This window comes from Actinocorallia aurantiaca (assembly GCF_039533685.1).
Taxonomy (GTDB): Bacteria; Actinomycetota; Actinomycetes; order Streptosporangiales; family Streptosporangiaceae; genus Actinocorallia; species Actinocorallia aurantiaca.
In genome coordinates, this window is the sequence record NZ_BAAATZ010000001.1 from 129,568 (window position 1) to 155,726 (window position 26,159).

23 protein-coding genes are annotated in these 26,159 nt (G+C 70.8%); 11 read left to right on the top strand and 12 right to left on the bottom strand.

The genetic code is table 11. The features are described 5' to 3' along the window. From ABD327_RS00610 to ABD327_RS00620, 3 genes are all read right to left on the bottom strand, one after another. Complete coding sequence (locus ABD327_RS00610) at positions 1-3,381, bottom strand: bifunctional glycosyltransferase/CDP-glycerol:glycerophosphate glycerophosphotransferase (protein WP_344448045.1); 3,381 nt, start codon at positions 3,379-3,381, stop codon at positions 1-3. 73 nt (positions 3,382-3,454) lie between these two features. Beyond that, a complete protein-coding gene (locus tag ABD327_RS00615) occupies positions 3,455-3,592 on the bottom strand; it encodes a hypothetical protein (protein WP_344448046.1) in 138 nt (45 codons plus the stop codon). A 123-nt stretch (positions 3,593-3,715) separates the two neighbouring features. Continuing rightward, positions 3,716-4,609, bottom strand: a complete 894-nt coding sequence (locus tag ABD327_RS00620) for a LysR substrate-binding domain-containing protein (RefSeq protein WP_344448047.1) — start codon at positions 4,607-4,609, stop codon at positions 3,716-3,718. A gap of 130 nt (positions 4,610-4,739) precedes the next feature. On the opposite strand from ABD327_RS00620, the gene ABD327_RS00625 reads away from it, so the two are divergent. The 3 genes from ABD327_RS00625 to ABD327_RS00635 all read left to right on the top strand — a co-directional run bounded on the left by ABD327_RS00625 (position 4,740) and on the right by ABD327_RS00635 (position 6,413). Then, positions 4,740-5,294: a peroxiredoxin gene (locus tag ABD327_RS00625; RefSeq protein WP_344448048.1), complete on the top strand. Its 555-nt coding sequence runs from the start codon at positions 4,740-4,742 to the stop codon at positions 5,292-5,294. Between the two features lie 2 nt (positions 5,295-5,296). Further along, positions 5,297-5,833 (top strand): alkylhydroperoxidase, AhpD family, encoded by a 537-nt coding sequence (gene ahpD, locus ABD327_RS00630; RefSeq protein ID WP_344448049.1) that lies wholly within the window; start codon positions 5,297-5,299, stop codon positions 5,831-5,833. A gap of 85 nt (positions 5,834-5,918) precedes the next feature. After that, complete coding sequence (locus ABD327_RS00635; RefSeq protein WP_344448050.1) at positions 5,919-6,413, top strand: NUDIX hydrolase; 495 nt, start codon at positions 5,919-5,921, stop codon at positions 6,411-6,413. On the opposite strand, the gene ABD327_RS00640 is transcribed toward ABD327_RS00635, so the two are convergent. After that, positions 6,401-7,387: a zinc metalloprotease gene (locus ABD327_RS00640; protein WP_344448051.1), complete on the bottom strand. Its 987-nt coding sequence runs from the start codon at positions 7,385-7,387 to the stop codon at positions 6,401-6,403. The two genes, ABD327_RS00635 and ABD327_RS00640, sit on opposite strands and share 13 nt — an antisense overlap. 210 nt (positions 7,388-7,597) lie before the next feature. On the opposite strand from ABD327_RS00640, the gene guaA reads away from it, so the two are divergent. Beyond that, complete coding sequence (guaA, locus tag ABD327_RS00645; RefSeq protein ID WP_344448053.1) at positions 7,598-9,154, top strand: glutamine-hydrolyzing GMP synthase; 1,557 nt, start codon at positions 7,598-7,600, stop codon at positions 9,152-9,154. Here the strand turns inward: guaA and ABD327_RS00650 are convergent. After that, complete coding sequence (locus ABD327_RS00650; RefSeq protein ID WP_344448054.1) at positions 9,138-9,674, bottom strand: TetR/AcrR family transcriptional regulator; 537 nt, start codon at positions 9,672-9,674, stop codon at positions 9,138-9,140. The genes guaA and ABD327_RS00650 overlap by 17 nt on opposite strands. Positions 9,675-9,901: 227 nt before the next feature. Here ABD327_RS00650 and ABD327_RS00655 point away from each other — a divergent pair, with 227 nt between their 5' ends. Beyond that, a complete protein-coding gene (locus ABD327_RS00655; protein WP_344448055.1) occupies positions 9,902-11,464 on the top strand; it encodes a succinic semialdehyde dehydrogenase in 1,563 nt (520 codons plus the stop codon). 13 nt (positions 11,465-11,477) lie between these two features. Beyond that, positions 11,478-13,193, top strand: coding sequence for a GMC oxidoreductase (locus ABD327_RS00660; RefSeq protein ID WP_344448056.1), 1,716 nt, complete (start codon positions 11,478-11,480; stop codon positions 13,191-13,193). A 180-nt stretch (positions 13,194-13,373) separates the two neighbouring features. Here ABD327_RS00660 and glpD read toward each other — a convergent pair whose 3' ends face one another. From glpD to guaB, 3 genes are all read right to left on the bottom strand, one after another. Beyond that, positions 13,374-15,116 carry a glycerol-3-phosphate dehydrogenase gene (glpD, locus tag ABD327_RS00665; RefSeq protein ID WP_344448057.1) on the bottom strand — a complete coding sequence of 581 codons (1,743 nt, stop codon included), beginning with the start codon at positions 15,114-15,116 and terminating at the stop codon, positions 13,374-13,376. 178 nt (positions 15,117-15,294) lie between these two features. Continuing rightward, entirely contained in the window at positions 15,295-16,410 is a 1,116-nt protein-coding gene (locus tag ABD327_RS00670; protein ID WP_344448058.1) for a GuaB3 family IMP dehydrogenase-related protein, read from the bottom strand. Between the two features lie 44 nt (positions 16,411-16,454). Then, positions 16,455-17,951, bottom strand: a complete 1,497-nt coding sequence (gene guaB, locus ABD327_RS00675) for an IMP dehydrogenase (protein ID WP_344448059.1) — start codon at positions 17,949-17,951, stop codon at positions 16,455-16,457. 107 nt (positions 17,952-18,058) lie between these two features. Here guaB and ABD327_RS00680 point away from each other — a divergent pair, with 107 nt between their 5' ends. Further along, a complete protein-coding gene (locus ABD327_RS00680) occupies positions 18,059-18,454 on the top strand; it encodes a DUF5319 domain-containing protein (RefSeq protein WP_344448060.1) in 396 nt (131 codons plus the stop codon). On the opposite strand, the gene ABD327_RS00685 is transcribed toward ABD327_RS00680, so the two are convergent. The 4 genes from ABD327_RS00685 to groES all read right to left on the bottom strand — a co-directional run bounded on the left by ABD327_RS00685 (position 18,397) and on the right by groES (position 21,696). Beyond that, on the bottom strand, positions 18,397-18,840 hold the full coding sequence (locus ABD327_RS00685; protein WP_344448061.1) for a hypothetical protein: 444 nt from the start codon (positions 18,838-18,840) through the stop codon (positions 18,397-18,399). The genes ABD327_RS00680 and ABD327_RS00685 overlap by 58 nt on opposite strands. Further along, positions 18,837-19,433 (bottom strand): sigma-70 family RNA polymerase sigma factor, encoded by a 597-nt coding sequence (locus ABD327_RS00690; protein WP_344448075.1) that lies wholly within the window; start codon positions 19,431-19,433, stop codon positions 18,837-18,839. Before ABD327_RS00690 ends, ABD327_RS00685 begins: the two co-directional genes overlap by 4 nt. A 201-nt stretch (positions 19,434-19,634) precedes the next feature. Continuing rightward, entirely contained in the window at positions 19,635-21,257 is a 1,623-nt protein-coding gene (gene groL / locus ABD327_RS00695) for a chaperonin GroEL (RefSeq protein ID WP_344448062.1), read from the bottom strand. Positions 21,258-21,387: 130 nt separating this feature from the next. Next, positions 21,388-21,696 carry a co-chaperone GroES gene (groES, locus tag ABD327_RS00700; protein WP_344448064.1) on the bottom strand — a complete coding sequence of 103 codons (309 nt, stop codon included), beginning with the start codon at positions 21,694-21,696 and terminating at the stop codon, positions 21,388-21,390. Positions 21,697-21,884: 188 nt separating this feature from the next. Between groES and ABD327_RS00705 the strand changes: the two genes are divergently transcribed. The 4 genes from ABD327_RS00705 (at position 21,885) to ABD327_RS00720 (ending at position 26,104) form a co-directional block, all read left to right on the top strand. Further along, the gene (locus ABD327_RS00705) at positions 21,885-23,066 is read left to right on the top strand and encodes a THUMP-like domain-containing protein (RefSeq protein WP_344448065.1); all 1,182 of its coding nucleotides are present in this window, start codon (positions 21,885-21,887) and stop codon (positions 23,064-23,066) included. A 63-nt stretch (positions 23,067-23,129) separates the two neighbouring features. Then, positions 23,130-23,390, top strand: coding sequence for a zf-TFIIB domain-containing protein (locus ABD327_RS00710; protein ID WP_344448066.1), 261 nt, complete (start codon positions 23,130-23,132; stop codon positions 23,388-23,390). A 165-nt stretch (positions 23,391-23,555) separates the two neighbouring features. Further along, complete coding sequence (locus ABD327_RS00715) at positions 23,556-25,025, top strand: hypothetical protein (RefSeq protein ID WP_344448067.1); 1,470 nt, start codon at positions 23,556-23,558, stop codon at positions 25,023-25,025. A 131-nt stretch (positions 25,026-25,156) separates the two neighbouring features. After that, positions 25,157-26,104: an aminoglycoside phosphotransferase family protein gene (locus ABD327_RS00720; RefSeq protein ID WP_344448069.1), complete on the top strand. Its 948-nt coding sequence runs from the start codon at positions 25,157-25,159 to the stop codon at positions 26,102-26,104. Positions 26,105-26,159: the final 55 nt, after the last annotated feature.

Below are 26,159 nucleotides of genomic sequence, written 5' to 3' on the forward strand. Positions count from 1 at the left end.
TCATCTCAGGTTCAGGTGGTCCAGGACACGGGAGGCCGCCCAGCCGTCGTCGTGGGGGCAGTGCCGCTCGACGAAGGCGCGGTGGCGGTCGCCGGGGGGCTCCGGTCGGGTGAGCGCCTCGATCAGCTCGCCGGTGCCGGCGACGACGGGACCGGGCGCGGGAGCCCCTCCGTCGGCGGACAGGAGGATCGCGGGACGGCCGGTGCCCGCGAAGTCGACCAGGGTCGGGAAGTGGTCGGTCACCAGGACGTCGGCGGCCGGGCACAGCGCGATGGGATCCGGCCAGGCCGTCACGTCGAGGACCGAGGCCGCCCGGGGCCGGGGACCGACGGAGTGCGGCGCGCGGGACAGGATCACGTGGCCTTCGCCCAGGGTCGCCGAGAGGCGGGCCAGATCGGGCGCCGGAGGGAGATCCGGGGCCGCGGCGCGTTTACGCGGGTCGCTCCGGCAGGCGGGGACATACAGGACGACCCTCTTGTCCTCCGGAATGTCCAGGGCACGGCGGATACCCGCCGCGGCGGCGGGCGCCTCCAGGCGGTGCAGCGGGTCGGTGCGGGGGTGGCCGACGGTGAGGATCTCTCCCCCGTGGCCGAAGACCTCCCGGAAGAGCCGCTCAGAGCAGGAGTTCTGGGCCAGCACCAGATCCCACTGCGGCACGTCGTGCTCCCGCCAGGACGGTCCGGCCAGCCGGCGCAGCGGCGCCTCCAGCCCGTCGCCCTCCGGAACGCCGCAGGGGACGCCGTGCCAGCCCTGCACGTACGTCTGGCCGGGCGTCTTGACGTACCAGGGCTCCTGGACGAAGTTCCCGAAGACGTACCGGGCTCCGGCCAGCGCCTCGAAGTGCTCGCGGCTGCCCGCCAGGACGATCCGCGCGCCCTCGGGCGCGGGGAAGGCGCCGTCCGCCGTCACCCACACGCACTCCACGCCGAGGTCGCGGCGGCGCAGCTCCTCGAAGAGGCCGCGCGGGTTGCACGAGTACTCGCGCCCTTTGTAGGCGTCGAAGAGCGCGAGGTCGCGGACGGGCTGGGAGCGCCGCTCCCGGTAGACCGTCCGCCGCAGGGACTCCCGGGCGTACCGGCCGCGTTCACAGCCGTGCGGCCCCGCCTTGGCCTGCAGTTCGAGCGCGTCCATGCGGTAGACGGCGAACGCGTACTCGTGCCATCCGCTCACGCGGGGTCCGGGCAGCCCGCGCAGGGCGTCACGTGAGACGAAGACCGCCTGGCCGTCCAGGTGGAGCGTCCACCGTCCGCCGCCCAGCGCCACGTCCCCGAACGGGCGGGGCATGCTCCGGGGCCGGAGCGCCGCGGTGAAGGCGGCCTCCCGCCATTCCAGCGGGATCCGGTGCTCCTCCCCCGAGCGCCGGTGCCGCAGCACCAGCTCGGACGGCCGGACCGCCCCGAGGTAGGAGCCGGCGACCTCCAGCCGCTCGTCGTCCGTCCAGGAGATGCTCCGCACCACCGGCTTGGGGCGGCGCGCGAACAGGCGCAGCACCCCGTGCCTGGTCCGGCTCACCGCCAGCTCACCGCCGGGCACCGGGTAGGTCTCGTCGGGGCAGGCCGCCTGCACCCGGAACCCGCCCAGCCGCACCTCCCACGCTCCGGGGGACAGCACGGCGGGCCCGGCCAGCTCCGAGGTCGGCACCTCGGCCCGGAAGCGCAGCCCGTTCGTCTCGGCCGTCACCCGCACCTTGGCGTCCTTGCGGGCGAGCACCATCTGCAGGGGGCCCAGCGGGGTCCGCGCCAGCGTGCCCTCCAGGACCAGCCGCCCGCCCTCCACCCGGTGCGCGAGGAGCGTGGCCTCCTGCGGGCGCACCCGCAGCACGTACTCGCCGTCCTCCTCGGCCGCCTCGACGCGCAGGACGGCGTTCAGCCGCTCCACCCGGGTGGCGGTGGGCCACTTCTGCAGGGACGAGCGCGGCGGCGCCGGCGTGCTGCGCAGCCGCACCCCCTGGCAGGTCACCTCCACCTCGAACCGCCAGTCCGACGGGCGCAGCCGTCCGAGGGTCCTCAGCGACGACGCGGGGATCCGCGCCCGGAACCCCGAGGCGTCGTGGTTGACGAGCGCCTGCCCCGAACCCGCGGTGACGTCCGGCCTGTCGACCCTCTCCAGCGGGACCCTGATCCGGCCGATCCTGCCCGACGGGCGCAGCCACAGCCGGATGCGGGAGGACTCGGACTCCAGCCATTTGATGTAGGCGTGGCCTTCCAGTTCCAGGACGCCGTCGTCCGTCCAGCCCGCGCTGTCGAGGCGGGCCACCGCCTCCAGTTCGCGCGTCACGTCGCACAGGCCGTGCGGCGCGCTGTCGGAGAAGGGGTACCGGGCGTGCCAGTGCCTGTCCTCACGCACCACGGGCACCGACCGGTGCCCCCCGGCCTTGGCGAACCGCAGCAGTTCCCCCAGGTCCTCCCGCCTGCCCTCGCGCAGCAGGTGCAGCCGCAGCCGCTGGAAGGCCGTCATGTGCCCGGCCGTCTCCGGGCCGAGCTCGGCGGCCAGACGGGTGGCGAGCTCCAGGGCCTCGTCCATGGTCTCGGCGGCTCCGGACGCGGCCGCGCCGCCGGCCTCGGCCAGCGTGCTGAAAACCACCCGCAGCTCGATCCCGAGCAGCACGTGCAGGTCGTAGGCGCCGATCAGCTCCGGCGCCCGCACCGCGAGCTCCTGGCGGACGCACTCGGCGGACCGCAGCCGCTGCAGGAGGTTCGCCGCCTCGTGCCGCTCCTCGGTGATGGAGCCCGGCCGCCGTCGCCAGTGGTAGACGGTCTCGCTCAGCACGTCCACGGACCGGGCGACGGCGTGCGCGGTGAGGACGACCGGCGGGTCCTCGTACAGGCCCGCCGGGAAGGTGAAGCCGTGGTCGTCCCAGAACGAGCGCCGGAACACCTTGTTCCACGGGGTGCGGTCGCGCACCAGCAGCGGGTGCAGGCTCGCGCGGGTGCGCTCCCTGGGTTCGGTGAAGATGTCGCGGTGCAGCGACGACTGCCACGTCCTGCCCTCGGACATGCGCAGGACGTTGCCCGCGGCGAAGTCCGAGCCGGTGCGCTCCAGCGTCTGGACCAGCAGCCGGTAGGCGTCGGGCGGGACCACGTCGTCCCCGTCGGCGAACGCCAGGTACCGGCCGGTGGCGTGGGCGACGCCGGTGTTGCGGGCCGGTCCGGGACCGGAGTTCTCCTGCTGGATCAGCCGGAACCGGGGGTCCCTGGCGGCCGTCGCCTTGGCGGCGACCGCCCCGTCGTCGGTGGACCCGTCGTCCACCATGACCACTTCCAGCTTCGGGTAGCTCTGCGCGGCCAGCGACCGCAGGCACTCGGGCAGGTACTCGGAGAGGTCGTGGAAAGGGACGATCACGCTGAGCAAGGGCGACGAGGCGCCGCTCCGGAGATGCATCACAGACTCCTGAAGGCCCTGAGGACGTGGTCGGTGACCCGTGCGGGGGCGACTTCGCCGCCTCCTCGTCGGTTCAGGAGCGGCTCAGCAGGTGCCGGACCCGGAACGGCCTGGCCAGCAGCCATTCGTCGTCGAGGTCGGCGGGGTCCGCCCCGGCGTGCAGCAGGTCCTCGGCCATCACCAGCTCGGCCTCGGTGCTCCTGATGCGCACAGAGAGGTCCCTAGGAGTCTTTGCCATGAACATGCCCCCCAGAATCATCACGTTGGGCAACCATTCTGTACCTCAGGGTGAGGATCGAGGGGCATCTTGACAACTTTTCTCGCAAGCGAGGTTTCAGGAGGCGACCCTGACGCTCCAGCCGCGGCTCCGGACGGCGTCCCGGACCACCTTGGCGAGGAGCTCGAACTCCGGCGCCCGGGGGGAGGTCGACCGGTGCACCAGCCCGATCGAGCGGTGGGGGGCGGGGTCGCGGAACCGCCGGACGTTCATCCCCTCTCGTCCACCTTCAGCGGGAATCGCCGATTCTGGGAGCAATGTCACACCCAGTCCGCCCGCGACGAGCTGCACCAGCGTGGTGAGGCTGGTGGCGTAGGTCGCGGCCGCGGCCCGGGCGCCGGCCTCCCGGCAGACCTCCAGCGCCTGGTCGCGCAGGCAGTGGCCCTCGTTCAGCAGCAGCATCTCGAAGTCGCCGAGCGCGTCGCGGGCGAGCGGCTCGTCCACCTCGTAGCCGCTGGGCGCGGCCAGCAGGAAGTCCTCCTCGTACAGCGGCAGCTCCACCAGCCCCGGCGTGGTGACCGGCAGGGCCAGGACCGCCACGTCGATCCGGCCCCCGATCAGCTCGGCCACGCAGTGGGCGGTCTGCTCCTCGCGGACCGCCAGCTCCATCAGGGGGAACTCGCGCCGCAGGTCGGGCAGCACGGTGGGCAGCAGGTAGGGGGCGACGGTCGGGATGACCCCGAACCGCAGCGGCCCGCCCAGCGGCCCGCGCTCGGCCGCGGCCTCCTCCTCCAGCCGGTCGAGCTCGGCCATGACGGCCGCGGCCCGGCGCGCCACCCGCTCCCCCGCCGGAGTGAGCAGCACCTTGCGCGTGGTGCGTTCCAGAAGCTGGGTGCCCAGGGCGTCCTCCAGCGCGGCGACGGCGCCGGAGAGCGCGGGCTGGCTCATCCGCAGCGCCGAGGCGGCCTCGCGGAAGTGGAGGTGCTCCGACACCGCGAGAAAGGCGCGCAACTGGGCGACTGTCGGGCGGCTGATAAGCAACTCCTATCGCGGACACCCCGTAGAGCTGATTTCTCACATGACGATACCTGCGAGATCCTGGGTACCGACCACCCGCATCTCTTTGCCCAGGGAGGGCCTTGTGCTTTCGATCGGTGACCAGTTTCCGTCCTACTCGCTGACCGCCTGCGTCTCCCTCGACGCCGACAACGCGTTCGAGACCATCGACGAGAAGTCCTATGAAGGCAAGTGGCGGGTCGTGTTCTTCTGGCCCAAGGACTTCACCTTCGTGTGTCCGACCGAGATCGCCGAGTTCGGCCGTCTCAACGACGACTTCGCCGACCGCGACGCCCAGGTGCTCGGCGCGTCCGTGGACAACGAGTTCGTGCACTACAACTGGCGCAAGAACCACGAGGACCTGCGCGACCTGCCGTTCCCGATGCTGTCGGACCTCAACCGCGAGCTGGCCGGGGCCCTCGGCATCCTGACCAAGGACGGCGTCGCCCAGCGCGCCACCTTCATCGTCGACCCCGACAACGAGATCCAGTTCGTCATGGTCACCGCCGGTTCCGTCGGCCGCAACGTCAAGGAGGTCCTGCGGGTCCTCGACGCCCTGCAGTCGGACGAGCTGTGCCCCTGCAACTGGAACAAGGGCGAGTCCACCCTGGACGTCAACAAGCTGCTCGCGGACGCCTGACCATGAGCGTCGACAACCTGAAGAACGCCCTTCCGTCCTACGCCAAGGACATCAAGCTCAACCTGGGCTCGGTGACCGGCACCTCTCAGCTGTCCGAGCAGCAGCTGTGGGGCACGGTGCTCTCCACCGCGCTGGCCACCAGGAGCGCCCAGGTGATCGCGGAGATCTCCGCCGAGGCGGGCGACTACCTCAGCGCCGAGGCGTTCGAGGCCGCCAAGGCCGCCGCCGCGATCATGGCGATGAACAACGTGTACTACCGCTCGACCCACCTCATCGGGGACGAGACCTACGCCACCCTCCCGGCGAAGCTGCGCATGAGCGTCATCGCCAAGCCCGGGGTGGACAAGGCCGACTTCGAACTGTGGTGCCTGGCCGTGTCGGCCATCAACGGCTGCGGCCGCTGCCTGGAGTCCCACGAGAAGGTCCTGCGCGAGTCGGGCTTCTCCCGTGAGCTCGTCCAGGAGGCGCTGCGCATCGCCGCCGTCGTCAACGCCACCGCCGCCACCCTCGAGGCGGAGAAGGCTCTGACCACCGCCTGATCCAGGCCCGGTCGACGCCCCCGGCCCCCGCGGAAGCCCCTTTCCGCGGGGGCCTTCCCGTGCCCGGAAGCCGTACGGTGGCACGGTGAACGCTTTCCTGGCACGGATGTGGCGCAAGATCCGCGGGTCCTACCAGTGGCGGCTGCTGTGGTTCGCCCACGCCAAGTTCAACTGCGGCGTCACGGGGGTCGTCTTCGGCCCGGACGGGCGGGTCCTGCTGCTGCGCCACCGCCTGTGGCCCCTGGACCGGCAGTGGGGCTTTCCCACCGGTTACGCGCGCAAAGGCGAGCGCCACGAGGAGACGATCGCCCGGGAGGTCCGCGAGGAGACCGGCCTGTCGGTGGAGGTGGGGCGCCTGCTCAAGGTGACCAGCGGGTACCGGCTGCGGATCGAGATCGCCCACGAGGCCGTCCTGACCGGCGGCGCCGACGCCATGGAGGGCCTGAGGCTGGAGGACCGCGAGGTCCTGGAGGCGCGGCTGTTCGCGCCGGACGAGCTGCCCGAGGGCATGCTCCCGGCGCACCGCGAACTGCTCTCCCTGGCCCTGGAGCGGGCCCGGGACCGGGCTCAGAGGCGGTAGCGGCTCCAGGCGGTGCGCATCCGCTCGACCTGCCCCTTGGTGAACTCCGTCATGCACTTGTCGTACCCGTAGTCCATGAAGTTGTGGATCGAGTCGCGGCCCCAGGCGGGGCAGGTGTCGGGAGCCTTCTTCGGGCAGCCGTTGGTGGGTTCCTTCTGGGCCGGGGTGTCGCCGACGCGGTCGCCGGCCGAGCAGCCGTCCTCGTCCGGGTAGGCCCGGCCGAAGGTGTGGTAGAGACCGAGCCAGTGGCCGACCTCGTGCACCGCGGTGTAGCCCAGGCTGTAGTGCTTGATCTTCCCGCCCGGCAGGCTGTCGTAGTGGACGATCACGCCGTCGTTGGCCGGTTCCTTCTTGTAGTCCCACGGCATGGTCGCCCAGCCGAGCAGCTCGCTCCCGAGGTTCGCGGTGTAGACGTTGAGGGTGCTGTCGCCGCCCTTGCGCAGCTTCTTCTTGAAGTCCGTCTCGTACTGCTGGGGCTTCCCGAACCAGTCGGCGTTCCTCGTCCAGGTGATCTTCTTCAGGTAGAAGTTGATCCGGGCGCTGGATCCGCCCTTCTTCCCCCGGTAGGCGGTGTCGAGCACCTTGATCTGCTCGAGCACGGCCTTCTTCGTGACCTTGCCCTTCTTCCCGTTGTGCAGCACGTGGAAGTGGACGGGGATGTGGATCCATTTCGCGTCGTCCGTGGAGCGCAGCAGCCTGCCCGTGATCTCCTGCCGGTCCAGTTCCCGTTCGACCTGCTCGGCCACCCCGGCGCTCACCCGCGAGCCGGGCTCGGCCGTCCTCGCCCCGTAGCGCACCCGGGCCCGCCCGTGCTCGTCGTGTGCGTGGACGTCCCCTCCCGTGGCGCAGAAGGCCTCCGCGTGCGGGGCCGCCACAGCGGGGGCGGCCGTCGCGGGAGCTTCCGCGAGACGGGGGACGGAGACCATCGCCGCGACGGCCAGGCCGAGCACGGCGCATTTCCCTACGCGCTTCACGGGGCTCCTCGGGGGGTCTTGCGGTGGGGGCGGTCGGGACTGGGGTGACGGGGAGGCTTTACCAGGGGGAGGTGAGAAGAATGTACAAGAAAGTACCTGCAGAAAACCGGTGGAACGCCAACGTTCCGACAGTCCGGGCACCAGCGTTCACGCACCGTGGGAGCCCGTAGACTGGTGTCACTCCCTGTCTTCGCCGCGAAAGGCTCTCCCGTGCCCGTGACCGAACAGTCGTTCGACACTGTTCTCGTCGTTGACTTCGGCGCGCAGTATGCGCAGCTGATCGCCCGGCGCGTCCGGGAATGCCATGTGTTCAGCGAGATCGTGCCGTCCACCATGCCGGTCAGCGAGATGCTCGCCCGCAAGCCCAAGGCGATCATCCTGTCCGGCGGCCCCTCCTCGGTGTACGAGCCGGGCGCCCCCGCCGCGCCCGAGGGCCTGTTCACCACCGGGGTCCCGGTCCTGGGCATCTGCTACGGCTTCCAGGTGATGGCCCAGACCCTCGGCGGCATCGTCGAGCGGACGGACGTCGCCGAGTACGGCCGCACCGACCTCGACGTCCTGGGCGGCGAGCTGTTCGCGGGCCTGCCCGTGGCGCAGAAGGTGTGGATGTCGCACGGCACCTACGCCAGCCGCGCCCCCGAGGGCTTCAAGGTCACCGCGACCACGTCCGTGACCCCGATCGCCGCCTTCGAGAACCCCGAAGAGGGCCTTTACGGCGTGCAGTTCCACCCCGAGGTGCTGCACACCGAGCACGGCAGGACCGTGATGAAGCGCTTCCTGGAGCTGGCCGGGGTCCGTCCCAACTGGACGATGGTCAACATCGCCGAGGAGTCGATCGAGCGGATCCGCCGCCAGGTCGGCGACAAGCACGCCATCTGCGGCCTGTCCGGCGGAGTCGACTCGGCCGTGGCCGCCGCGCTGGTCCAGCGGGCCATCGGCGACAAACTGACCTGCGTGTACGTCGACCACGGCCTGATGCGCAAGGACGAGTCCGAGCAGGTCGAGAAGGACTTCGTCGCGGCCACCGGCGTGAAGCTGCACGTCGTGGACGCCGAGGAGCGCTTCCTGTCCGCGCTGGCCGGGGTCACCGACCCCGAGGAGAAACGCAAGATCATCGGGCGGGAGTTCATCCGGGTCTTCGAGGCCGCGGCCCGCGAGATCTCCGCCACGGACGACGTGGAGTTCCTGGTCCAGGGCACCCTCTACCCCGACGTGGTGGAGTCCGGCGGGGGCACCGGCGCCGCCAACATCAAGTCCCACCACAACGTCGGCGGCCTGCCGGAGGACCTGCAGTTCTCCCTGGTCGAGCCGCTGCGCACCCTGTTCAAGGACGAGGTGCGCGCCCTGGGCGAGCAGCTCGGCCTGCCGCCGGAGATCGTCTGGCGCCAGCCCTTCCCCGGCCCCGGCCTGGGCATCCGGATCATCGGCGAGGTGACCCGCGAGCGGCTGGACCTGCTGCGCGAGGCCGACGCGATCGCCCGCGAGGAGCTGACCCAGGCCGGCCTCGACCGCGACGTGTGGCAGTTCCCGGTCGTGCTCCTGGCCGACGTGCGCTCGGTGGGCGTGCAGGGCGACGGCCGCACCTACGGCCACCCGGTGGTGCTGCGCCCGGTCAGCAGCGAGGACGCGATGACCGCCGACTGGTCGCGCCTGCCCTACGACCTGCTGGAGCGGATCTCCACCCGGATCACCAACGAGGTCCGCGAGGTCAACCGCGTGGTGCTGGACATCACCAGCAAGCCTCCGGGCACTATCGAGTGGGAGTAGGGGCTCCGCCCAGCACCAGCCTCATCGCCCTGTCGTAGATCCCGGCCGGGACCCGGTCGGGGTCGAGCAGGTGCTGCAGGGCCAGGCCGAGCTCCATCGCCATGGCCAGGGCCGCGCGCTCCTGGGCCGGCATCGCGGGCCCGCCGTCCGGCGCCTCCCCCGAACGCTCCTGCCGTTCCAGCCGCTCGGCCAGCTCGGTGCGCTGGCAGTGGTACCAGTCGGCGATCCGCCAGCCGGCCGAGTAGTCGCGCATGCCGTACAGCCAGAACTCCACCAGGAGCTGGCCCAGCAGCCGGTCCTCGTCGTTGTCGCCGTCCCAGCGCCGGCCGAGGCGTTCGCCGCGGGTGGTGTGCCGCTCCAGCAGGGCGAAGAGCAGGTCGGCCTTCCCGGCGAAGTTGGAGTACACCGCGCCCTTGGTGAGCCCGGCCGCGCCGGCGATGTCGTCCAGGGAGGCGCCGTGGACGCCGCGTTCGGCCCACAGCCGCTGCGCCGCGTCCAGAAGCGCCTCGCGGGTCCGCACCCGCTTCTCCTGCCGTCCGGGTCTCACGGTCCGTCGGGTGGTAGCAGCCATCCGTAACCCCCTCTGAAATTCTCTCTCCCTCCTGATACACCGGACGACCTTGGTCTTTCTCGCCTTTACCGATGTGGATCGGTCCAAGATTGTGAGCCAACCCATAATGACCGGGTGGCCATTTTGGGTTACTTGCAGGTATTCAAACCTGGCCGCTCGGTCATATGCTGACCGGCATGGCAACCCAGACGGCTTCCTCCCGCCCCCTCTCCGACGCTGTCATCGCCAGGGTCACCGGCCTGGTGAACTCCTCCGGGGCCACCACGGTGATCAACACGCCGTTCACCGGTGAGCCCCTGGCCACCGTGCCGCTCTCCACCGCCGAGGACGTGGAGCGGGCCTACGCCAAGGCCCGCGCCGCACAGCGCGCCTGGGCCCTGCTCTCCCCGGCCGAGCGCGCCAAGCCCGTCCTGCGCTTCGTCGACGAGTTCATCGCCCGCCGCGACGAGATCCTGGACATCCTGCAGTGGGAGACGGGCAAAGCCCGCCGGCACGCCTTCGAGGAGTTCCTGGACGTCACCCTCGGCCCGCTGTACTACGCGCGCCGCGCGCCGAAGCTGCTGGCGCCCAAGCGCCGCCAGGGCGCCTTCCCGCTGGCCGTCAAGACCTACGAGTACCGGCAGCCCAAGGGCGTGATCGGCGTGATCACCCCGTGGAACTACCCGATCAGCATGGGCGTCGGCGACACCATCCCGGCCCTGCTGGCCGGCAACGCCGTCGTGCACAAGCCCGACACCCAGACCGCGCTGAGCGTGTTGTGGTGCGTCGACCTGATGATCGAGTGCGGGCTGCCCCGCGACCTGTGGCAGGTCGTCGTCGGCGACCCCGCCGAACTGGGCGACCCCCTCATCGGCGAAGCCGACTACATCGCCTTCACCGGCTCCACCCGCGCCGGACGGCTCATCGCCGAGAAGGCCGCGCCCCGCCTCATCGGCTACTCGCTGGAGCTCGGCGGCAAGAACCCGATGATCGTTCTGGAGGACGCCGACCTGGTCAAGGCCGCCCGCGGCGCCGTCCGGGCCTGCTTCAGCAACGCCGGTCAGCTGTGCATCTCCATCGAGCGCCTGCTGGTGCACGAGAAGGTCCACGACGAGTTCCTCGCCAAGTTCGCCGCCGAGACCAAGGCGATGAAGCTCGGCTCGTCCCTGGACTTCGAACCCCAGATGGGCTCGCTGACCTACCCGCGCCAGCTCGAGGCCGTCACCGCGCACGTCGAGCAGGCCGTCGAGGCGGGCGCCACGGTCGTCGCCGGCGGCAGGGCGCGCCCCGACCTCGGCCCGCTCTTCTACGAGCCGACCATCCTCACCGGGGTCACCACCGAGATGGACCTGTGCGCCAACGAGACGTTCGGCCCGGTCGTCAGCGTCTACAAGTTCGCCACCGAGGAGGAGGCGATCGAGCGGGCCAACGACACCCACTACGGCCTCAACGCCTCGGTCTGGACGCGGAACCTCGCCCGCGGACGCCGCGTCGGCTCCCGGCTCCAGGCCGGGACCGTCAACGTCAACGAGGGCTACGGCTCGGCGATGGCCTCGCACGACGCCCCCATGGGCGGCATGAAGCAGTCCGGAGTCGGCCGCCGCCACGGCGCCGAGGGCCTGCTGAAGTACACCGAGGCGCAGACGCTCGCCACCACCCAGTACATGGAGCTGGACGCCCCTCCCGGAGTCCCGTACGCCAAGTACGTCGACCTCCTGACCACCTCCCTCAAGACGCTCAAGCGCCTGCGTCTCAAGTAAGGACAGGCCTCCCGTGGACTACGACGTTCTCATAGTCGGCTCCGGGTTCGGCGGCAGCGTCACCGCGCTCCGCCTCACCGAGAAGGGCTACAAGGTCGGCGTCATCGAGTCGGGGCGCCGCTTCGACACCCGTGGCGAGGGCACCGCCCACCGCCCGCTCCCCAAGACGAGCTGGCGCCTGCCCTCCTACGTGTGGGCCCCCGCTTTCGGGCTCACCGGAATCCAGCGCATCCACCTGGTCCGCGGCAAGAAGGGCGGCATGGTCACCGTGCTGGCCGGCGCCGGGGTCGGCGGCGGCTCGCTGGTGTACGCCAACACCCTGTACGTCCCGCCGAAGCCGTTCTTCGAGGACCGGCAGTGGGCGCACATCACCGACTGGGAGGCCGAGCTCGCCCCCTACTACGACCAGGCCAGGCGGATGCTCGGCGTGGTGCAGAACCCGGCGATGACCCCGGCCGACAGGGTCGTCAAGCGGGTCGCCGACCGGATGGGCAAGGGCGACACCTTCCGGCTGACGCCCGTCGGCGTGTTCTTCGGCAAGCACGGCGGCGCCAGGCACGAAGACCCCTACTTCGGCGGCGCCGGCCCCGAGCGCAAGGGCTGCACGCAGTGCGGCGAGTGCATGACGGGCTGCCGCCACGGCGCCAAGAACATGCTCACCGAGAACTACCTTTACCTCGCCGAGAAGGCAGGGGCGCGCATCATGCCGCTGTCCCGCGTCACGGACGTGCGGCCGGTCGAGGGCGGTTACGCCGTCGACATCGTCCGCACCGGCTCCTTCGGGCGAAATCGCAGGACCCTCACCGCCGGGCAGGTCGTCTTCTCCGCCGGCACGTACGGCACGCAGAAGCTGCTGCACAAGCTCAAGGCCGAGAGGTCCCTGCCGAACATCTCGGACAACCTCGGGGTCCTGACCCGCACGAACTCCGAGGCGATCCTCGGCGCGGAACGCTATTCGGCCAAGGGCGAGGACTTCTCCAAGGGCGTGGCCATCACCTCCTCGTTCCACCCGGACGAGCAGACCCACATCGAGCCCGTCCGCTACGGGCACGGCTCCAACCTGATGGGCCTGATGCGCTCCCTGCTCCTTGACGGCGGCGGCGCGCCCCGCTGGCTGAAGTTCCTCGGCGAGGTCGCCAAGCGCCCGTGGGACCTGGCCCGGCTGCCCAACCTGCGCAGGTGGTCGGAGCGGACGGTCATCGCGCTGGTCATGCAGACCCGCGACAACTCCATCACCGTCAAGGGCGAGAAGGGCCCCTTCGGCTGGGACCTCAAGGCGCGGCCCGGCCACGGCGAGCCCAACCCCACGTGGATCCCCCAGGGCCACGAGGCGGTGCGGCTGATGGCGGAGGAGACCGGCGGCATGCCCGGCGGCAACTGGGGCGACCTGTTCGACATCCCGCTGACCGCCCACTTCATCGGCGGCTGCGTGATCGGCGACTCCCCGCAGACCGGCGTCATCGACCCCTACCACCGCCTGTACGGCCACCCCGGCCTGCACGTGGTGGACGGTTCGACGATCTCCGCGAACCTGGGCGTCAACCCGTCCCTCACCATCACCGCCCAGGCCGAGCGCGCCATGGCGTTCTGGCCCAACCGCGACGAGCCCGACCTCCGCCCGGCCCTGGGCACCCCCTACCAGCGCCTGTCCCCCGTCGCCCCGAAGAACCCGATCGTCCCGGCGACGGCCCCCGCCGCCTACCGCCTGCCGATCGTCGACATCACCTGAAACAGCCGACCGCAGCGAAGCGAGGATCGGCTGTTTCACCCCGCGGGGGTCTGGGGGTCGCCCCCAGATGAGCACAGCCGACCGCAGCGAAGCGAGGATCGGCTGTTTCACCCCGCGGGGGTCTGGGGGTCGCCCCCAGACGAACACAGCCGACCGCAGCGAAGCGAGGATCGGCTGTGCTCACCTGACCGGCTCGTTCGCCGGGAGGCTGGTCGGGACGAGGTCGGGGGCGCCTCGGCGCAGGGCGTCGGCCTCCTGGTCGTTCTCGGACGTCTGGGAGGCGCGCTCGGCCTCCACCCGCTGGATGTAGTGCTCCAGTTCGCGCTTGGCCTCCTCCTGGGACCAGCCGAAGACCGGGGCGACCAGGGTGGCGGCCTCCTCGGCGGCGCCCAGCCCGCGGTCCCAGGTCTCGAAGGAGATCCGGGTGCGGCGCGACAGGATGTCGTTGAGGTGCCGGGCGCCCTCGTGGGTGGCGGCGTAGACGACCTCGGCCCGCAGGTAGTCGTCGGCCCTGGCCAGCGGGCTGGCCAGGTCGGGGCGCTCGGCGATCAGCTCCAGCAGGTCCTCGATGAGGGTGCCGTACCGGCGCAGCAGGTGCTCGATCCGGGCCACGTGCAGCCCGGAGGAGGAGGCCAGCCGGTACCGGGAGTTCCACAGCGCCTGGTAGCCCGTGCCCCCCACCAGCGTGACCCGGTCGGTGCAGGAGGGCGCGACGCGGCCGTCCAGGCCGTGCACGACGGCGTCGACGGCGTCCTTGGCCATCACCCGGTACGTCGTGTACTTGCCTCCGGCGACCATCACCAGGCCCGGCACGGGATGCGCCACGACGTGCTCGCGGGAGAGCTTCGACGTCTCCTCGGACTCCCCCGACAGCAGCGGGCGCAGCCCCGCGTACACGCCCTCCACGTCGTCCGGGGTGAGCGGGACGTTCAAGAAGGCGTTCACGTGGTTGAGCAGGTAGTCGATGTCGGCCTTGGACGCGGCGGGATGGGCCTTGTCGAACGTCCAGGTGGTGTCGGTGGTCCCGATGATCCAGTGCCGCCCCCACGGGATGACGAACAGGACGGACTTCTCCGTCCGGAGGATGACGCCCGAGGAGCTGTGGATCCTGTCCCTGGGGACCACCAGGTGGATGCCCTTGGACGCCCGGACGTGGATCTGCCCCCGGCCTCCGACGAGGTGCTGGATGTCGTCGGTCCACACGCCGGTGGCGTTGACCACCTGCCGGGCGCGGACCTCCAGCTCCCGCCCGTCCTCCAGGTCGCGGACCCGCACCCCGGTGACGCGCTCGCCCTCGCGGAGGAACCCCACGCACTCGGTGCGGGAGGCTATCCGCGTCCCGAAGGACGCCGCCGTCCGCAGCACCGTCATCACGTAGCGCGCGTCGTCGACCTGCGCGTCCCAGTACTGGATGGCGCCGGTGAAGGAGGTCCGCTTGAGGGAGGGGGCGACCTTCAGCGCCTGCCGCCGGCTCAGGTGCCGGTGCGGGGGCACCCCGCGGGACGCCCTCATCGAGAACGAGAGCGAGTCGTACAGCGCGACTCCCGCGCCGACGTAGAAGCGCTCCCAGCCCCGGTGGGTCAGCGGGAAGAGGAAGGGGACGGGCCGGACCAGGTGCGGCGCGATCACCTGGAGCAGCAGTCCCCGCTCGGTGAGCGCCTCCCGCACCAGGTCGAAGTTGTACTGCTCCAGGTAGCGCAGGCCGCCGTGGATCAGCTTCGAGGAGCGCGAGGAGGTGCCGGACGCGAAGTCCCTGGCCTCGACGAGCGCGACCTTCAGGCCCCGGGTCGCGGCGTCCAGGGCCACTCCCGCGCCGGTGATCCCGCCGCCGACCACGACGACGTCGAACTCCTCGGCGGCCATCTCCGCCAGCGCGGCCTCACGCTCCCGCGGCCCCAGCCGCGAACTGCCCAGCCCGATCATGGAGATCCCCCGCTCAGGTTTGGCGGTCCCGTTCCCTCCCACGCCTTCCCACACCGGGACCCGCCCCAACCCCGTACCCCAGAAGAATTACCGATCAGTAACCAAAAGTCCCTCAACGTGAAAGGGCGGGCACATCCTGTGGATGTTCCCGCCCCCTTCCCGGCGCCGCCGGGACGCGTCACTTGGGTTCGACGACCACCTGGACGCGCTGGAAGTCCTTGACCTCCGTGTAGCCGGACGTCGCCATCGCCCGCCGCAGGGCGCCGATGAGGTTCATCGAGCCGTCCGCCGCGTGCGAGGGGCCGAAGAGGATCTGCTCCAGGGAGCCGATCGTGCCCAGCGCCAGCCGCGTGCCGCGCGGAACGTCGCCGTGGTGGGCCTCGCTCCCCCAGTGGTGGCCGCGGCCGGGGGCCTCGGTCGCCCGCGCGATCGGCGAGCCGACCATCACCGCGTCCGCGCCGCAGGCGACGGCCTTGGCGATGTCGCCGGACGAGCGCATGCCGCCGTCGGCGATCACGTGCACGTACCGGCCGCCGGACTCGTCCATGTAGTCCCGGCGGGCCGCCGCGACGTCCGCCACCGCGGTCGCCATGGGGACGGCCACGCCCAGCACGTCGCGGGTGGTGTGGGCCGAGCCGCCGCCGAAGCCGACCAGCACGCCCGCCGCGCCGGTGCGCATCAGGTGCAGGGCCGCCTGGTAGGTGGCGCAGCCGCCGACGATCACCGGCACGTCCAGCTCGTAGATGAACTGCTTGAGGTTGAGCGGCTCGGCCCGGCCCGAGACGTGCTCGGCCGAGACCGTGGTGCCGCGGATGACGAAGAGGTCGACGCCGGCGTCCACGACCGCCTTGGAGTACCGGGCGGTGCGCTGCGGCGACAGGGAGGCGGCCACGGTGACCCCGGCCTCCCTGACCTCCTCGATCCGCTGTCCGATCAGCTCTTCCTTGATCGGCTCCTGGTAGACCTCCTGGAGCCGCCGGGTGGCCTGCTCGTCGGACAGCTCCGCGATCTCGGCCAGCAGCGGCTCGGGGTCGGCGTAGCGGGTCCACAGGCCCTCGAGGTCGAGCACCCCCAGCCCGCCCATCCGGCCGACCATGATCGCCGTCGCCGGGCTGACCACGCTGTCCATCGGCGCGACCAGCAGCGGGATCTCGAACCGGTAGGCGTCGATCTGCCAGGCGACGCTGACCTCCTCGGGGTCGCGCGTCCGGCGAGAGGGGACGATGCCGATCTCGTCGAAGGCGTACGCCCGGCGCCCGCTCTTGCCGCGCCCGATCTCAACCTCAGCTGCCACCGTCAGACCCTTCTGCAACCCTGCTGGTAAACGACCGGGCGAGTCTATCGGCCCTGGTAGTTCGGGGCCTCCACGGTCATCTGGATGTCGTGGGGGTGGCTCTCCTTCAGGCCCGCCGAGGTGATCTGCATCAGCCGGCCGTTCTCCTGCAGTTCGCCGATGGTGCGGCTGCCGGTGTACCACATGGCCTGCTGCAGCCCGCCGACGAGCTGGTGGGACACGGCGGCCAGCGGGCCGCGGTAGGGCACCTGGCCCTCGACGCCCTCGGGCACCAGCTTCTCCTCGCTGACGACCTCGCCCTGGGCGTAGCGGTCCTTGGAGTAGGACTTGCCCCGCTCGCGGTTGCGCATCGCGCCCAGCGAGCCCATGCCCCGGTAGGTCTTGTACTGCTTGCCGTGCACGAAGACCAGGTCGCCGGGCGACTCGTCCACGCCGGCCAGCAGCGAGCCGAGCATCACCGTGGACGCGCCCGCCGCGATGGCCTTGCCGATGTCGCCGGAGTACTGCAGGCCGCCGTCGCCGATCACCGGCACCCCGGCGGGGGCGCAGGCGCGGGCCGCCTCGTAGATGGCGGTGATCTGCGGCACGCCGACGCCCGCGACCACCCGGGTGGTGCAGATGGAGCCGGGGCCCACCCCGACCTTGACCGCGTCCGCGCCGGCGTCCACCAGCGCCTTGGCCCCGGCGTAGGTGGCGATGTTGCCGCCGATCACCTGCACCCGGGAGTTGGCCTTGATCTTGGCGATGGTGTCGGCGACGCCCTTGGAGTGCCCCTGCGCCACGTCCACGATGACCGCGTCGACCCCGGCCTCGATCAGCGCCTGGGCCCGCCGGACCGCGTCCTCGCCGACGCCGACCGCGGCGGCCACGACCAGGCGGCCCTCCTCGTCCTTGGTGGCGTGGGGGTAGCGCTCGGTCTTGGCGAAGTCCTTGACGGTGATCAGCCCGCGCAGCCTGCCCTCGTCGTCGATCAGCGGCAGCTTCTCGATCTTGTTCTTGGCCAGCAGCGCGAACGCGTCCTCCCGGGAGACGTCCTCGCGGGCGGTGACCAGCGGCATCGGGGTCATGACCTCGCTCACCGGGCGGGACATGTCGGTCTCGAACCGGGTGTCGCGGTTGGTCACGATGCCCAGCAGCACGCCGCGCTCGTCGGTGACCGGCACCCCGGAGATCCGGTACCGGGCGCACAGCTCCTCGACGTCGGCCAGCGTCGCGAACGGCGTGCAGGTCACCGGGTTGGTGATCATGCCGGCCTCGGAGCGCTTGACCGTGTCGACGTACTGGGCCTGCTCCTCGATGGCCAGGTTGCGGTGCAGCACGCCGATGCCGCCCTGGCGGGCCATCGCGATCGCCATCCGGTCCTCGGTGACGGTGTCCATGGCGGCGGAGACCAGGGGTATCCGAAGGGTGATGCCCCTGGACAGCCTGGTCGTGGTGTCCGCGTCGCCGGGCTGGAGGTCGGAGTAACCCGGCAGCAGCAGCACATCGTCGAAGGTCAGGCCCACGGGGGCGAACTTTCCTGTCTCCACGGCGGGGTTCATCTTGGGCCTTCCTACGGCGCTGGCTGGCTTTAAACACCATCGTACGGGCAACACCCCAGAGGACCTGCGACTTCCCGCCATCGCACCCGGCGCAGTAGTTTGGAGTCGTGCACGACGAAACGCCGCTCGACCCGTTCGCAGGCGACCCGGACGACCCGGCCGCCGCGTTCGGCGAGCTCGAAGAGATCGCTCCGCTGAGCCCTGCGGAGCGTGAGGACGTGCTCGCCGACCTTACCGATCTCGAGGTCTTCCGCACCCTGCTGGAGCCGCTGGGTGTGCGCGGTCTCACAGTGGAGTGCGAGGACTGCGGAAAGACCCACTACATCGACTGGGAGCTGCTGCGGGGGAATCTGCGCCACCTCCTGGAGGAGGGGCAGCCCAGGGTCCACGAACCGGCCCTCAACCCGGATCCGATCGACTACGTCACCTGGGAGTACGCCAGGGGCTACGTGGACGGCGTGATCGACAGCGAAGAGGGACGGGAGTCCGGCGGGCCGTCCTGATCCGGCTCCGGCAGCACGGGGCCGCTCTTGATCCCCGCTCCGGCGTCCTCGCCCGGGCTCCAGCCCGCCGCGACGCCGCCGGCGGCCAGCACCGCCGAGGCCACCCCGACGGCGACCGCCGCCCGCACGCCCAGGGAGCCGCCGCTGCGCCGCGTCGCGGCCGGAGAGCGCTCCACCACGGCCGGTGAGGGCCCCGCGGTCCTCCTGCCGTCCGACGACTCGTCAGCGGCGCTCACGTCCTCCAGGAGGGCCCTCAGCAGCCGCACGGCGGCGTCCTGGTCCCCCGCGGGGTCGGGTGCCCGCGCGCAGAGCCGGTCGAGCAGGGCGTCGGTGGCGCGCAGGGCCCGGAGGTCGACGGGCCCGCTGCCTCCGGCTCCCGTGGTCACCGATTCGACTCCTCCATCGCCACCGCCATGGCACGCAGGCGCGCCAGCGCCCGGTGCTGCGCCACCCGAACGGCGCCCGCGGTCATGCCGAGCACATTACCGGTCTCCTCCGCCGACAGCCCCGCGACCACCCGCAGCAGCACGAGTTCGCGCTGCTGTCCCGGCAGCCGGTGCAGCAGGTCCCGGGCCTGCTCGGCCTCCAGGTACCGCACGACCGTCTCCTCCGGGCCCGGCCGCTCGTCGGGCCCGTCGGGCAGGTCCTCTGTCGGCACCGCGGTGCGGACGGCGCTCCGCAGCGCGTCGGCGATCTTGTGCGCCGCGATACCGAACACGAACGAAGCGAACGGACGTCCCATGTCGCGATATCTGGGCAACGCGGAGAGAACCGCGATGCACACTTCCTGCGCCACATCGTCCGCCGCGTGATATTGCCCGGAAACCCTCCCCAGCCTGGCCCTGCAATAACGCACCACCATCGGCCGCACCCGCCCGATGAGCACCTCGGTGGCCCCGGCATCCCCCTGTACCGCGAGACTCGCCAGTTCTCGCAGGTCAGGCTCGCTTTCCTCACTTCGGGACTGACGCGGCACCAGAAGGTGAGCGCTCTCGGTCCCGGCGATCGCAGCCTCCGTCACACAGAGCACTATGCCCAGGGAAATGATTCATGTCTTCACCGATGACGACAACGGAATGGTCACATTGCCGGGGCGCGTCCCATGAAACCGTGTTTTGAATACAGAAAACCCCCATGGAAACCAGGTTCCATGGGGGTTTCCCCTCGCTTAACTCAGCCGTCAGTGGCCGTGCCCGTGGCCGTGGCCGCCCGCCGCGGCGGGGGCCTCCTCCTCGGGCTTCTCCACGACCAGCACCTCGGTGGTCAGCAGCATGCCGGCGATCGACGCGGCGTTGGTGACCGCGGAGCGGGTCACCTTGACCGGGTCGATGACGCCCTGCGCCTTGAGGTCGCCGTACTCGCCGGTGGCGGCGTTGTAGCCGTGGCCGGTCGCCAGCGCCTGGATCTTGGAGACGACGACGTAGCCCTCCTGGCCCGCGTTCTCGGCGATCCAGCGGGCCGGCTCGACCAGCGAGCGGCGCAGCGCCTCGGCGCCGGTGGCCTCGTCGCCGGTCAGGCCCAGGCCCTCGAAGGGCTCCTTGGCCAGGTGGGCCAGGGCCGAGCCGCCGCCCGAGACGATGCCCTCCTCGATCGCGGCGCGGGTGGCCGAGATCGCGTCCTCCAGGCGGTGCTTCTTCTCCTTCAGCTCCACCTCGGTGGCCGCGCCGACGCGCAGCACGCAGACGCCGCCGGCCAGCTTGGCCAGCCGCTCCTGCAGCTTCTCGCGGTCCCAGTCGGAGTCGCTGTTCTCGATCTCGACCTTGATCTGGCGGACCCGGTCGGAGATCGCCTGGGCGTCGCCCAGACCGTCCACGATGGTGGTGTTGTCCTTGGTGACGGTGATGCGGCGGGCCTGGCCCAGCACCTCCAGGCCGACGCTGTCGAGCTTGAGGCCGATGGCCTCGGAGACGACCTGGCCGCCGGTCAGCGTGGCGATGTCGCCCAGCATGGCCTTGCGGCGGTCGCCGAAGCCCGGGGCCTTGACCGCGACGGACAGGAAGGTGCCGCGGATCTTGTTGGCGACCAGCAGGGCCAGCGCCTCGCCCTCGACGTCCTCGGCGACGACCAGCAGCGCCTTCTTGCTCTGCGCGACCTTCTCGGCCAGCGGCAGGAACTCGTTGACGCTGGAGATCTTGCCCTCGACGATGAGCACGTAGGCGTCGTCCAGGACGGCCTCCATGCGCTCGGGGTCGGTCACCATGTGCGGCGACAGGTAGCCCTTGTCGAACTGCAGGCCCTCGGTGAACTCCAGCTCCAGGCCGAAGGTGTTGCTCTCCTCGACGGTGATGACACCGTCCTTGCCGACCTTGTCGAACGCCTCGGCGATCAGCTCGCCGATCTTGGCGTCCTGGGCGGAGATCGTGCCGACGTGCGCGATCGAGGCCTTGTCGTCGACCTCGGTGGCGGACTTCAGCAGCAGGTCCGAGACGTGCTTGGCGGCGGCGTCGATGCCGCGCTTGAGGCCCAGCGGCGAGGCGCCGGCGGCCACGTTGCGCAGGCCCTCGCGCACCAGCGCCTGGGCCAGGACGGTCGCGGTGGTGGTGCCGTCACCCGCGACGTCGTTGGTCTTGGTGGCTACTTCCTTGACGAGCTGGGCGCCCAGGTTCTCGTACGGGTCCTCCAGCTCGACCTCACGGGCGATGGTCACGCCGTCGTTCGTGATGGTCGGAGCGCCGAACTTCTTGTCGATGACGACGTTGCGGCCACGCGGGCCGATCGTCACCTTCACCGCGTTGGCGAGCGCGTTCACGCCGCGCTCGAGCGAGCGGCGGGCGTCCTCGTCGAACTCCAGGATCTTGGCCATGGCGACTCTTCCTCGTATTCCTCGGGTCCAGAGCACTCCGCCCCGGCCGCCCCACTGGGCCGCCGGGGCGGAGCGAAAAATCCGGTCGTCTCACCCGCCGCGCCCGTGGCGCGGCGGGGTCGGGCCGCTCTTACTTCTCGACGATCGCGAGGACGTCGCGCGCCGACAGGACGAGGTACTCCTCGCCGCTGTACTTGACCTCGGTGCCGCCGTACTTGGAGTACAGGACGACGTCGCCGACGGAGACGTCGACCGGGACGCGGGCGCCCTTGTCGTCGACGCGGCCGGGGCCCACGGCCACGACGGTGCCCTCCTGGGGCTTCTCCTTGGCGGTGTCCGGGATGACCAGACCGGAAGCGGTGGTCGTCTCGGCCTCGAGGGGCTGGACCACGATGCGGTCCTCGAGCGGCTTGAGAGCAACCTTGGTGGCGGTCGACATGTCGAACCTCCCCTTCGATTGTGAAGTGTGCGTGTCTGCTTAGGAGGCGACCTCGACCGGCCTGTCGTCGCGGGTGCCAGACCGGGCTCGTCGCATTGGCACTCTACCCATGAGAGTGCCAGTCGTGAGGTTATTGCGTGCCTCCCTGACAGTCAACCGGACTCCCTTCAAGCCTCTACCTTGGGTTTATGGAGATCGCTCACTTCGAGGCGCTGCTCGCTCCGGACGGGCGGGAGGTCCTGGACGCGGCCATGGAGTCCGATGTCTCGGAGAAAGGGCTGCTGGCGACCGCGTCCCGGCTGCGCTCCCGGTACCCGGCGGAGCTCGTCGGCGCCGCCCTCGGCCAGGTGCGCCTGCGGGCCAGGGCGGCCGCCAAGTTCGGCCCGGACGCGGCGCGCATGTACTTCACCCCCCAGGGGCTAGAGCAGTCCACCAGGGCCTCCGTCGCCGCCTACCGGGCGGCCAGGTTCGCCGGGCTCTCCGGGCCCGTGCTGGAGCTGTGCTGCGGGATCGGGGCCGATCTCCTCTTCCGCGCCCGCGCCGGGGCCGCCGGGACGGGCGTGGACCGCGACCCGCTGACCGTCGCGGTGGCCTCGGCCAACCTCGCGGCCTTCGGCGTCTCCGGGCTCGCCGAGGCGCGGGTGGGCGACGCCCTCGATCAGGACCCGTCGGGCCACGCCGCGGTCTTCGCCGATCCCGGACGCCGGACGGGACGGGGCCGGGTGTTCGACCCCAAGGCCTACGAGCCTCCGCTGGACGCGCTGCTCGACCTCGCCTCCCGGGCCCCGGCGGGCTGCGTGAAGGTCGCGCCCGGCATCCCCTACGAGGCGATCCCCGAGGGCGCGAGCACCGAGTGGATCTCCGACGGAGGGGACGTCAAAGAGGCGGCGCTCTGGCTGGGGGACCTGGCCGGCGGACCCGCGCGCAGGGCCACCCTCCTCAGGGACGGCGAGGTCCACTCCCTGACGCCCGACCCCGCGTCCTCCGTGCCCGAGGTGCGCCCCTGGGGCCGCTACCTGTACGAGCCGGACGGCGCAGTCATCCGCGCCCATCTCGTCGGCGAGGCGGCGGCCCTGGTCGACGGCGGCCTGGCCGACCCCCGGATCGCCTACATCACCTCGGACGTGCTGAAGGACACGCCCTTCACCAGCTCCTATGAGATCGAGGAGGTGCTGCCGTTCTCGGTCAAGCGCCTCAAGGCCGCGCTGCGCGCCCGCGGCGTCGGCACGCTGACGCTCAAGAAGCGCGGTTTCGCCGCCGACCTCGACCGGCTGCGCCGGGACCTCCGCCCGTCCGGTCCGTCCGCCGGGACCGTGGTGCTCACCCGGGTCGGCGATTCTCCTTTCGCCCTGCTGTGCGCCAAGCGCTGACGCCGAACCTCCCAGGATCAGGCAAATAATGCGCCCATTCCGGCATTGCCGTTACTAGTGTGGGTGAAACAGCAGCCTGACGGGGGGTCGGCATTGACCGAGGCGATCTTGTTCTGCCCGAAATGCCGTGCTGAAATGGCGAGTTACCAGCACGGCGAAATCACCATTGCCCAATGCGGATTCTGCAGAGGGGTCTTCGTCACCGAACAGAGCCTCTTCCGGCTGCTCGACAGCAGTGTTTTCGATCTTGAATATCCACTGGTCACGCCCCAGTACAACGGGTATTCCCACAGCTCGTACGAGGGTCGCCACCGGCGGGACTGATCGGACCATCCCCCCAGGGCGCGCAATTTCCATGATTCTCTGAAACTCTCCGCTTCCCTGGCGCGACTCAGCATTTTCATGATCAAGCACTAAAGTTCTCAGGGGTCTTACAAAACACTGCCGCGCCCCATCGAATTCCGGGGCGGGCACACGAAGGAGCATCGGGTGGAAACGAATCACAACTTCCTGCAGACGGGGGGTCAGCCGGTCTCGGACCGGATGCGGGAGTTGCTCGCCCGTGCGGCGCAGGACCATGTGTACGAATCACGTTCACAAGGTCAGGTACTGGACGAGATCCGCCAGCGGCTCGAGGGCATGGAGTGGCTGCTGCGGGAGGTACGGGAACGCGAGCTCGGCAGCCTGGCGGGCCAGCTCGACGGCGTCCGGGGGCGGATGGACGAGCTCACCGGCCGGCCGCCGGAATGGGCCGAGGGGCTCGCCGAGCACATCGAGTCGGTCGGCGAGCGGATCAAGCCGGTCAGCGAGCTCCCCGCCCTGTGGGCCGACGTCGGCGTCGTCGCCGAGAACGTCGACGAGAGCCTCTCCCGGCTCCAGGCGCTCATGGACTCCGCCCAGCACGCGTCCCAGCGCATGGCCGACATGACCAAGTGGCTGGACAAGCTCCAGGGCAGCATGGAGTCCGCGTCCGTGCGGTTCAACCGGCTCGACAAGTCCCTCGCCGAGCTCGGCCACCGCTCGGAGAGGCTCGAGCACACCATCACCGGTATCACCAGCCGGGTCGAGCAGTCCCTCGGCGAGGCCGCCGAGCGAACCGACCAGGGGCTGGCCGCGCTCGGCGGCCGGGTCGAGGGCCTCGGAGGCAGGCTGGACGGGCTCGACGGCAAGATCAACGGCTTCGACAGCCGCCTCGACGCCCTCGGCGAGCGGGTCGGGCAGCTTCCCGCCGCGCTGGAGATCAAGGAGATCCACCGCCGGCTGGCCGAACTCGCCCAGCGCCCCTCCGTCGACTACGGCGAGCGCTTCGACGAACTGGAACGCCAGGTCAGCACGGTCACCGATCCCCTGATCGTGGAGCTGCGCTCCCGCCCCGACCGGGGCGAGATCGAGGAGACCATCACGAAGATCGTGGACGCCGCCCACCACGACCTGGCCCGCCGCCTGGACGACAGCGCCCGTGCCGTCCAGGAGGACGTCAAGCGCCGCGTCGACGGCATCCAGGACGATCTGATGCGCCGGGTCGACGAGAGCGCGTCCGGCGTCGGCAAGCAGATCACGGGCGTCCGCGAGGACTTCAACAAGCGCTTCGACGGGGCCCACGAGGACGTCTCACGCCGGTTCGACCACGTCCGGGAGGACATCTCCAAACGGTTCGACGACATCCACGACGACGTCGTCAAGCGCGTGGAGAACGTCTTCGACGAGGTCATCAAGCGCTCGGACGCGGTGCACGACGAGGTCTCCAAGCGCTCCGACGCCGTGCACGAGGAGGTCGCCAAGCGCTCCGAGTACGTGCAGACGGAACTCGGAAAGCGCGTCGACAGCGTCCAGGAGGACGTCAGCAAGAAGGTGTCGGCCGTGCACCAGGACGTCCTCAAACGTCTCGCGACCCTGGAGGAGACGATGCTCGCGCTCGCCGAGGCGCTCCTCCGTCCCCGTCGCGACGGCAAGGACTAGAGGGACGCGCCAAACGTGGCCTTACGGCGGGTGCTCATCCTCCCAGTGCCGTAAGGCCACGTGTGTGACCGGGAAAGTGTTACGTTCTGTCTTCGCAAAATCACTCCTCCGCCCGTTCGGAATCCGTTTACATGGACCCCGTGACCACCGCCGACGCCTCACTGGACGCTCAGCTCTCCAGGGCGCTTCCCCTTGGCAGGCCGCCCAGTGAGGCGACGCTGCGCTGGGTCTGCGAGTGCCTCGGACCCGGCAGCGCGGTGCAGGCCGTCCGGCCCATCGCCGGCGGGACCAGTCACACCAACCACTTCCTGCTCGTCGAGACCCGCTCCGGCACCGTGCACAGGCTGGTGCTGCGCCGCTGGACCGAGTGGGAGTCCGACTTCCCGCCCGAACGCGAGATCGCCGCTCTGGCGCTGCTGGCGGGCTGTGAGATCCCGACCCCCCAGCTCATCGCCGCCGACCCCTCAGGGGGCCGCTGCGGCGCTCCAGCGCTGCTCATCACCCGGCTGCCGGGCCACCCGCCGCGCCCCGTGCCCGAGGACCTCTCCGAGTACCTCATCCAGCTGGCCGCGGCCCTGGTGAGCCTGCACGACGTCAAGGGCGGCACCACGATGCCGCCCTACACCCCCTACAACCGGCTGCAGATCCGCCAGCCGCCCTTCCACGCCCGCAACCCCGGGATCTGGGACAAGGCCCTGGAGGTCGTCACCGACCCTCCGCCGGAGTTCACCCCGCACTTCATCCACCGCGACTACCACCCCGACAACTCCCTGTGGGCGTGCGGGCGGCTGTGCGGGATCGTCGACTGGGACAGGGCCTCCTACGGGCCCATCGGCATCGACGTCGCCCACATGCGGTGCGGTCTCCTGCTGCGCTACGGGCGCGACGCCGCCGACGCCTTCGCCGCGGCCTTCGAGCAGGTGCGCGGCAACTACGAGCACCACCCCTACTGGGACCTGCGGTGCGTCGTCGACCTGCTGCCCGAGGAGGAGCACGGGCGGCCGCTGGCGCCGGCCGGCATCGAACGCCTGGAGGGCTACCTCGAGGCCCGCCTCACCGACCTGGGCGTCCTGCACTGACCTTCCACGAACGGACCGGGGGCGGGGAGCACGGGCTCCCCGCCCCTCTTCTTGT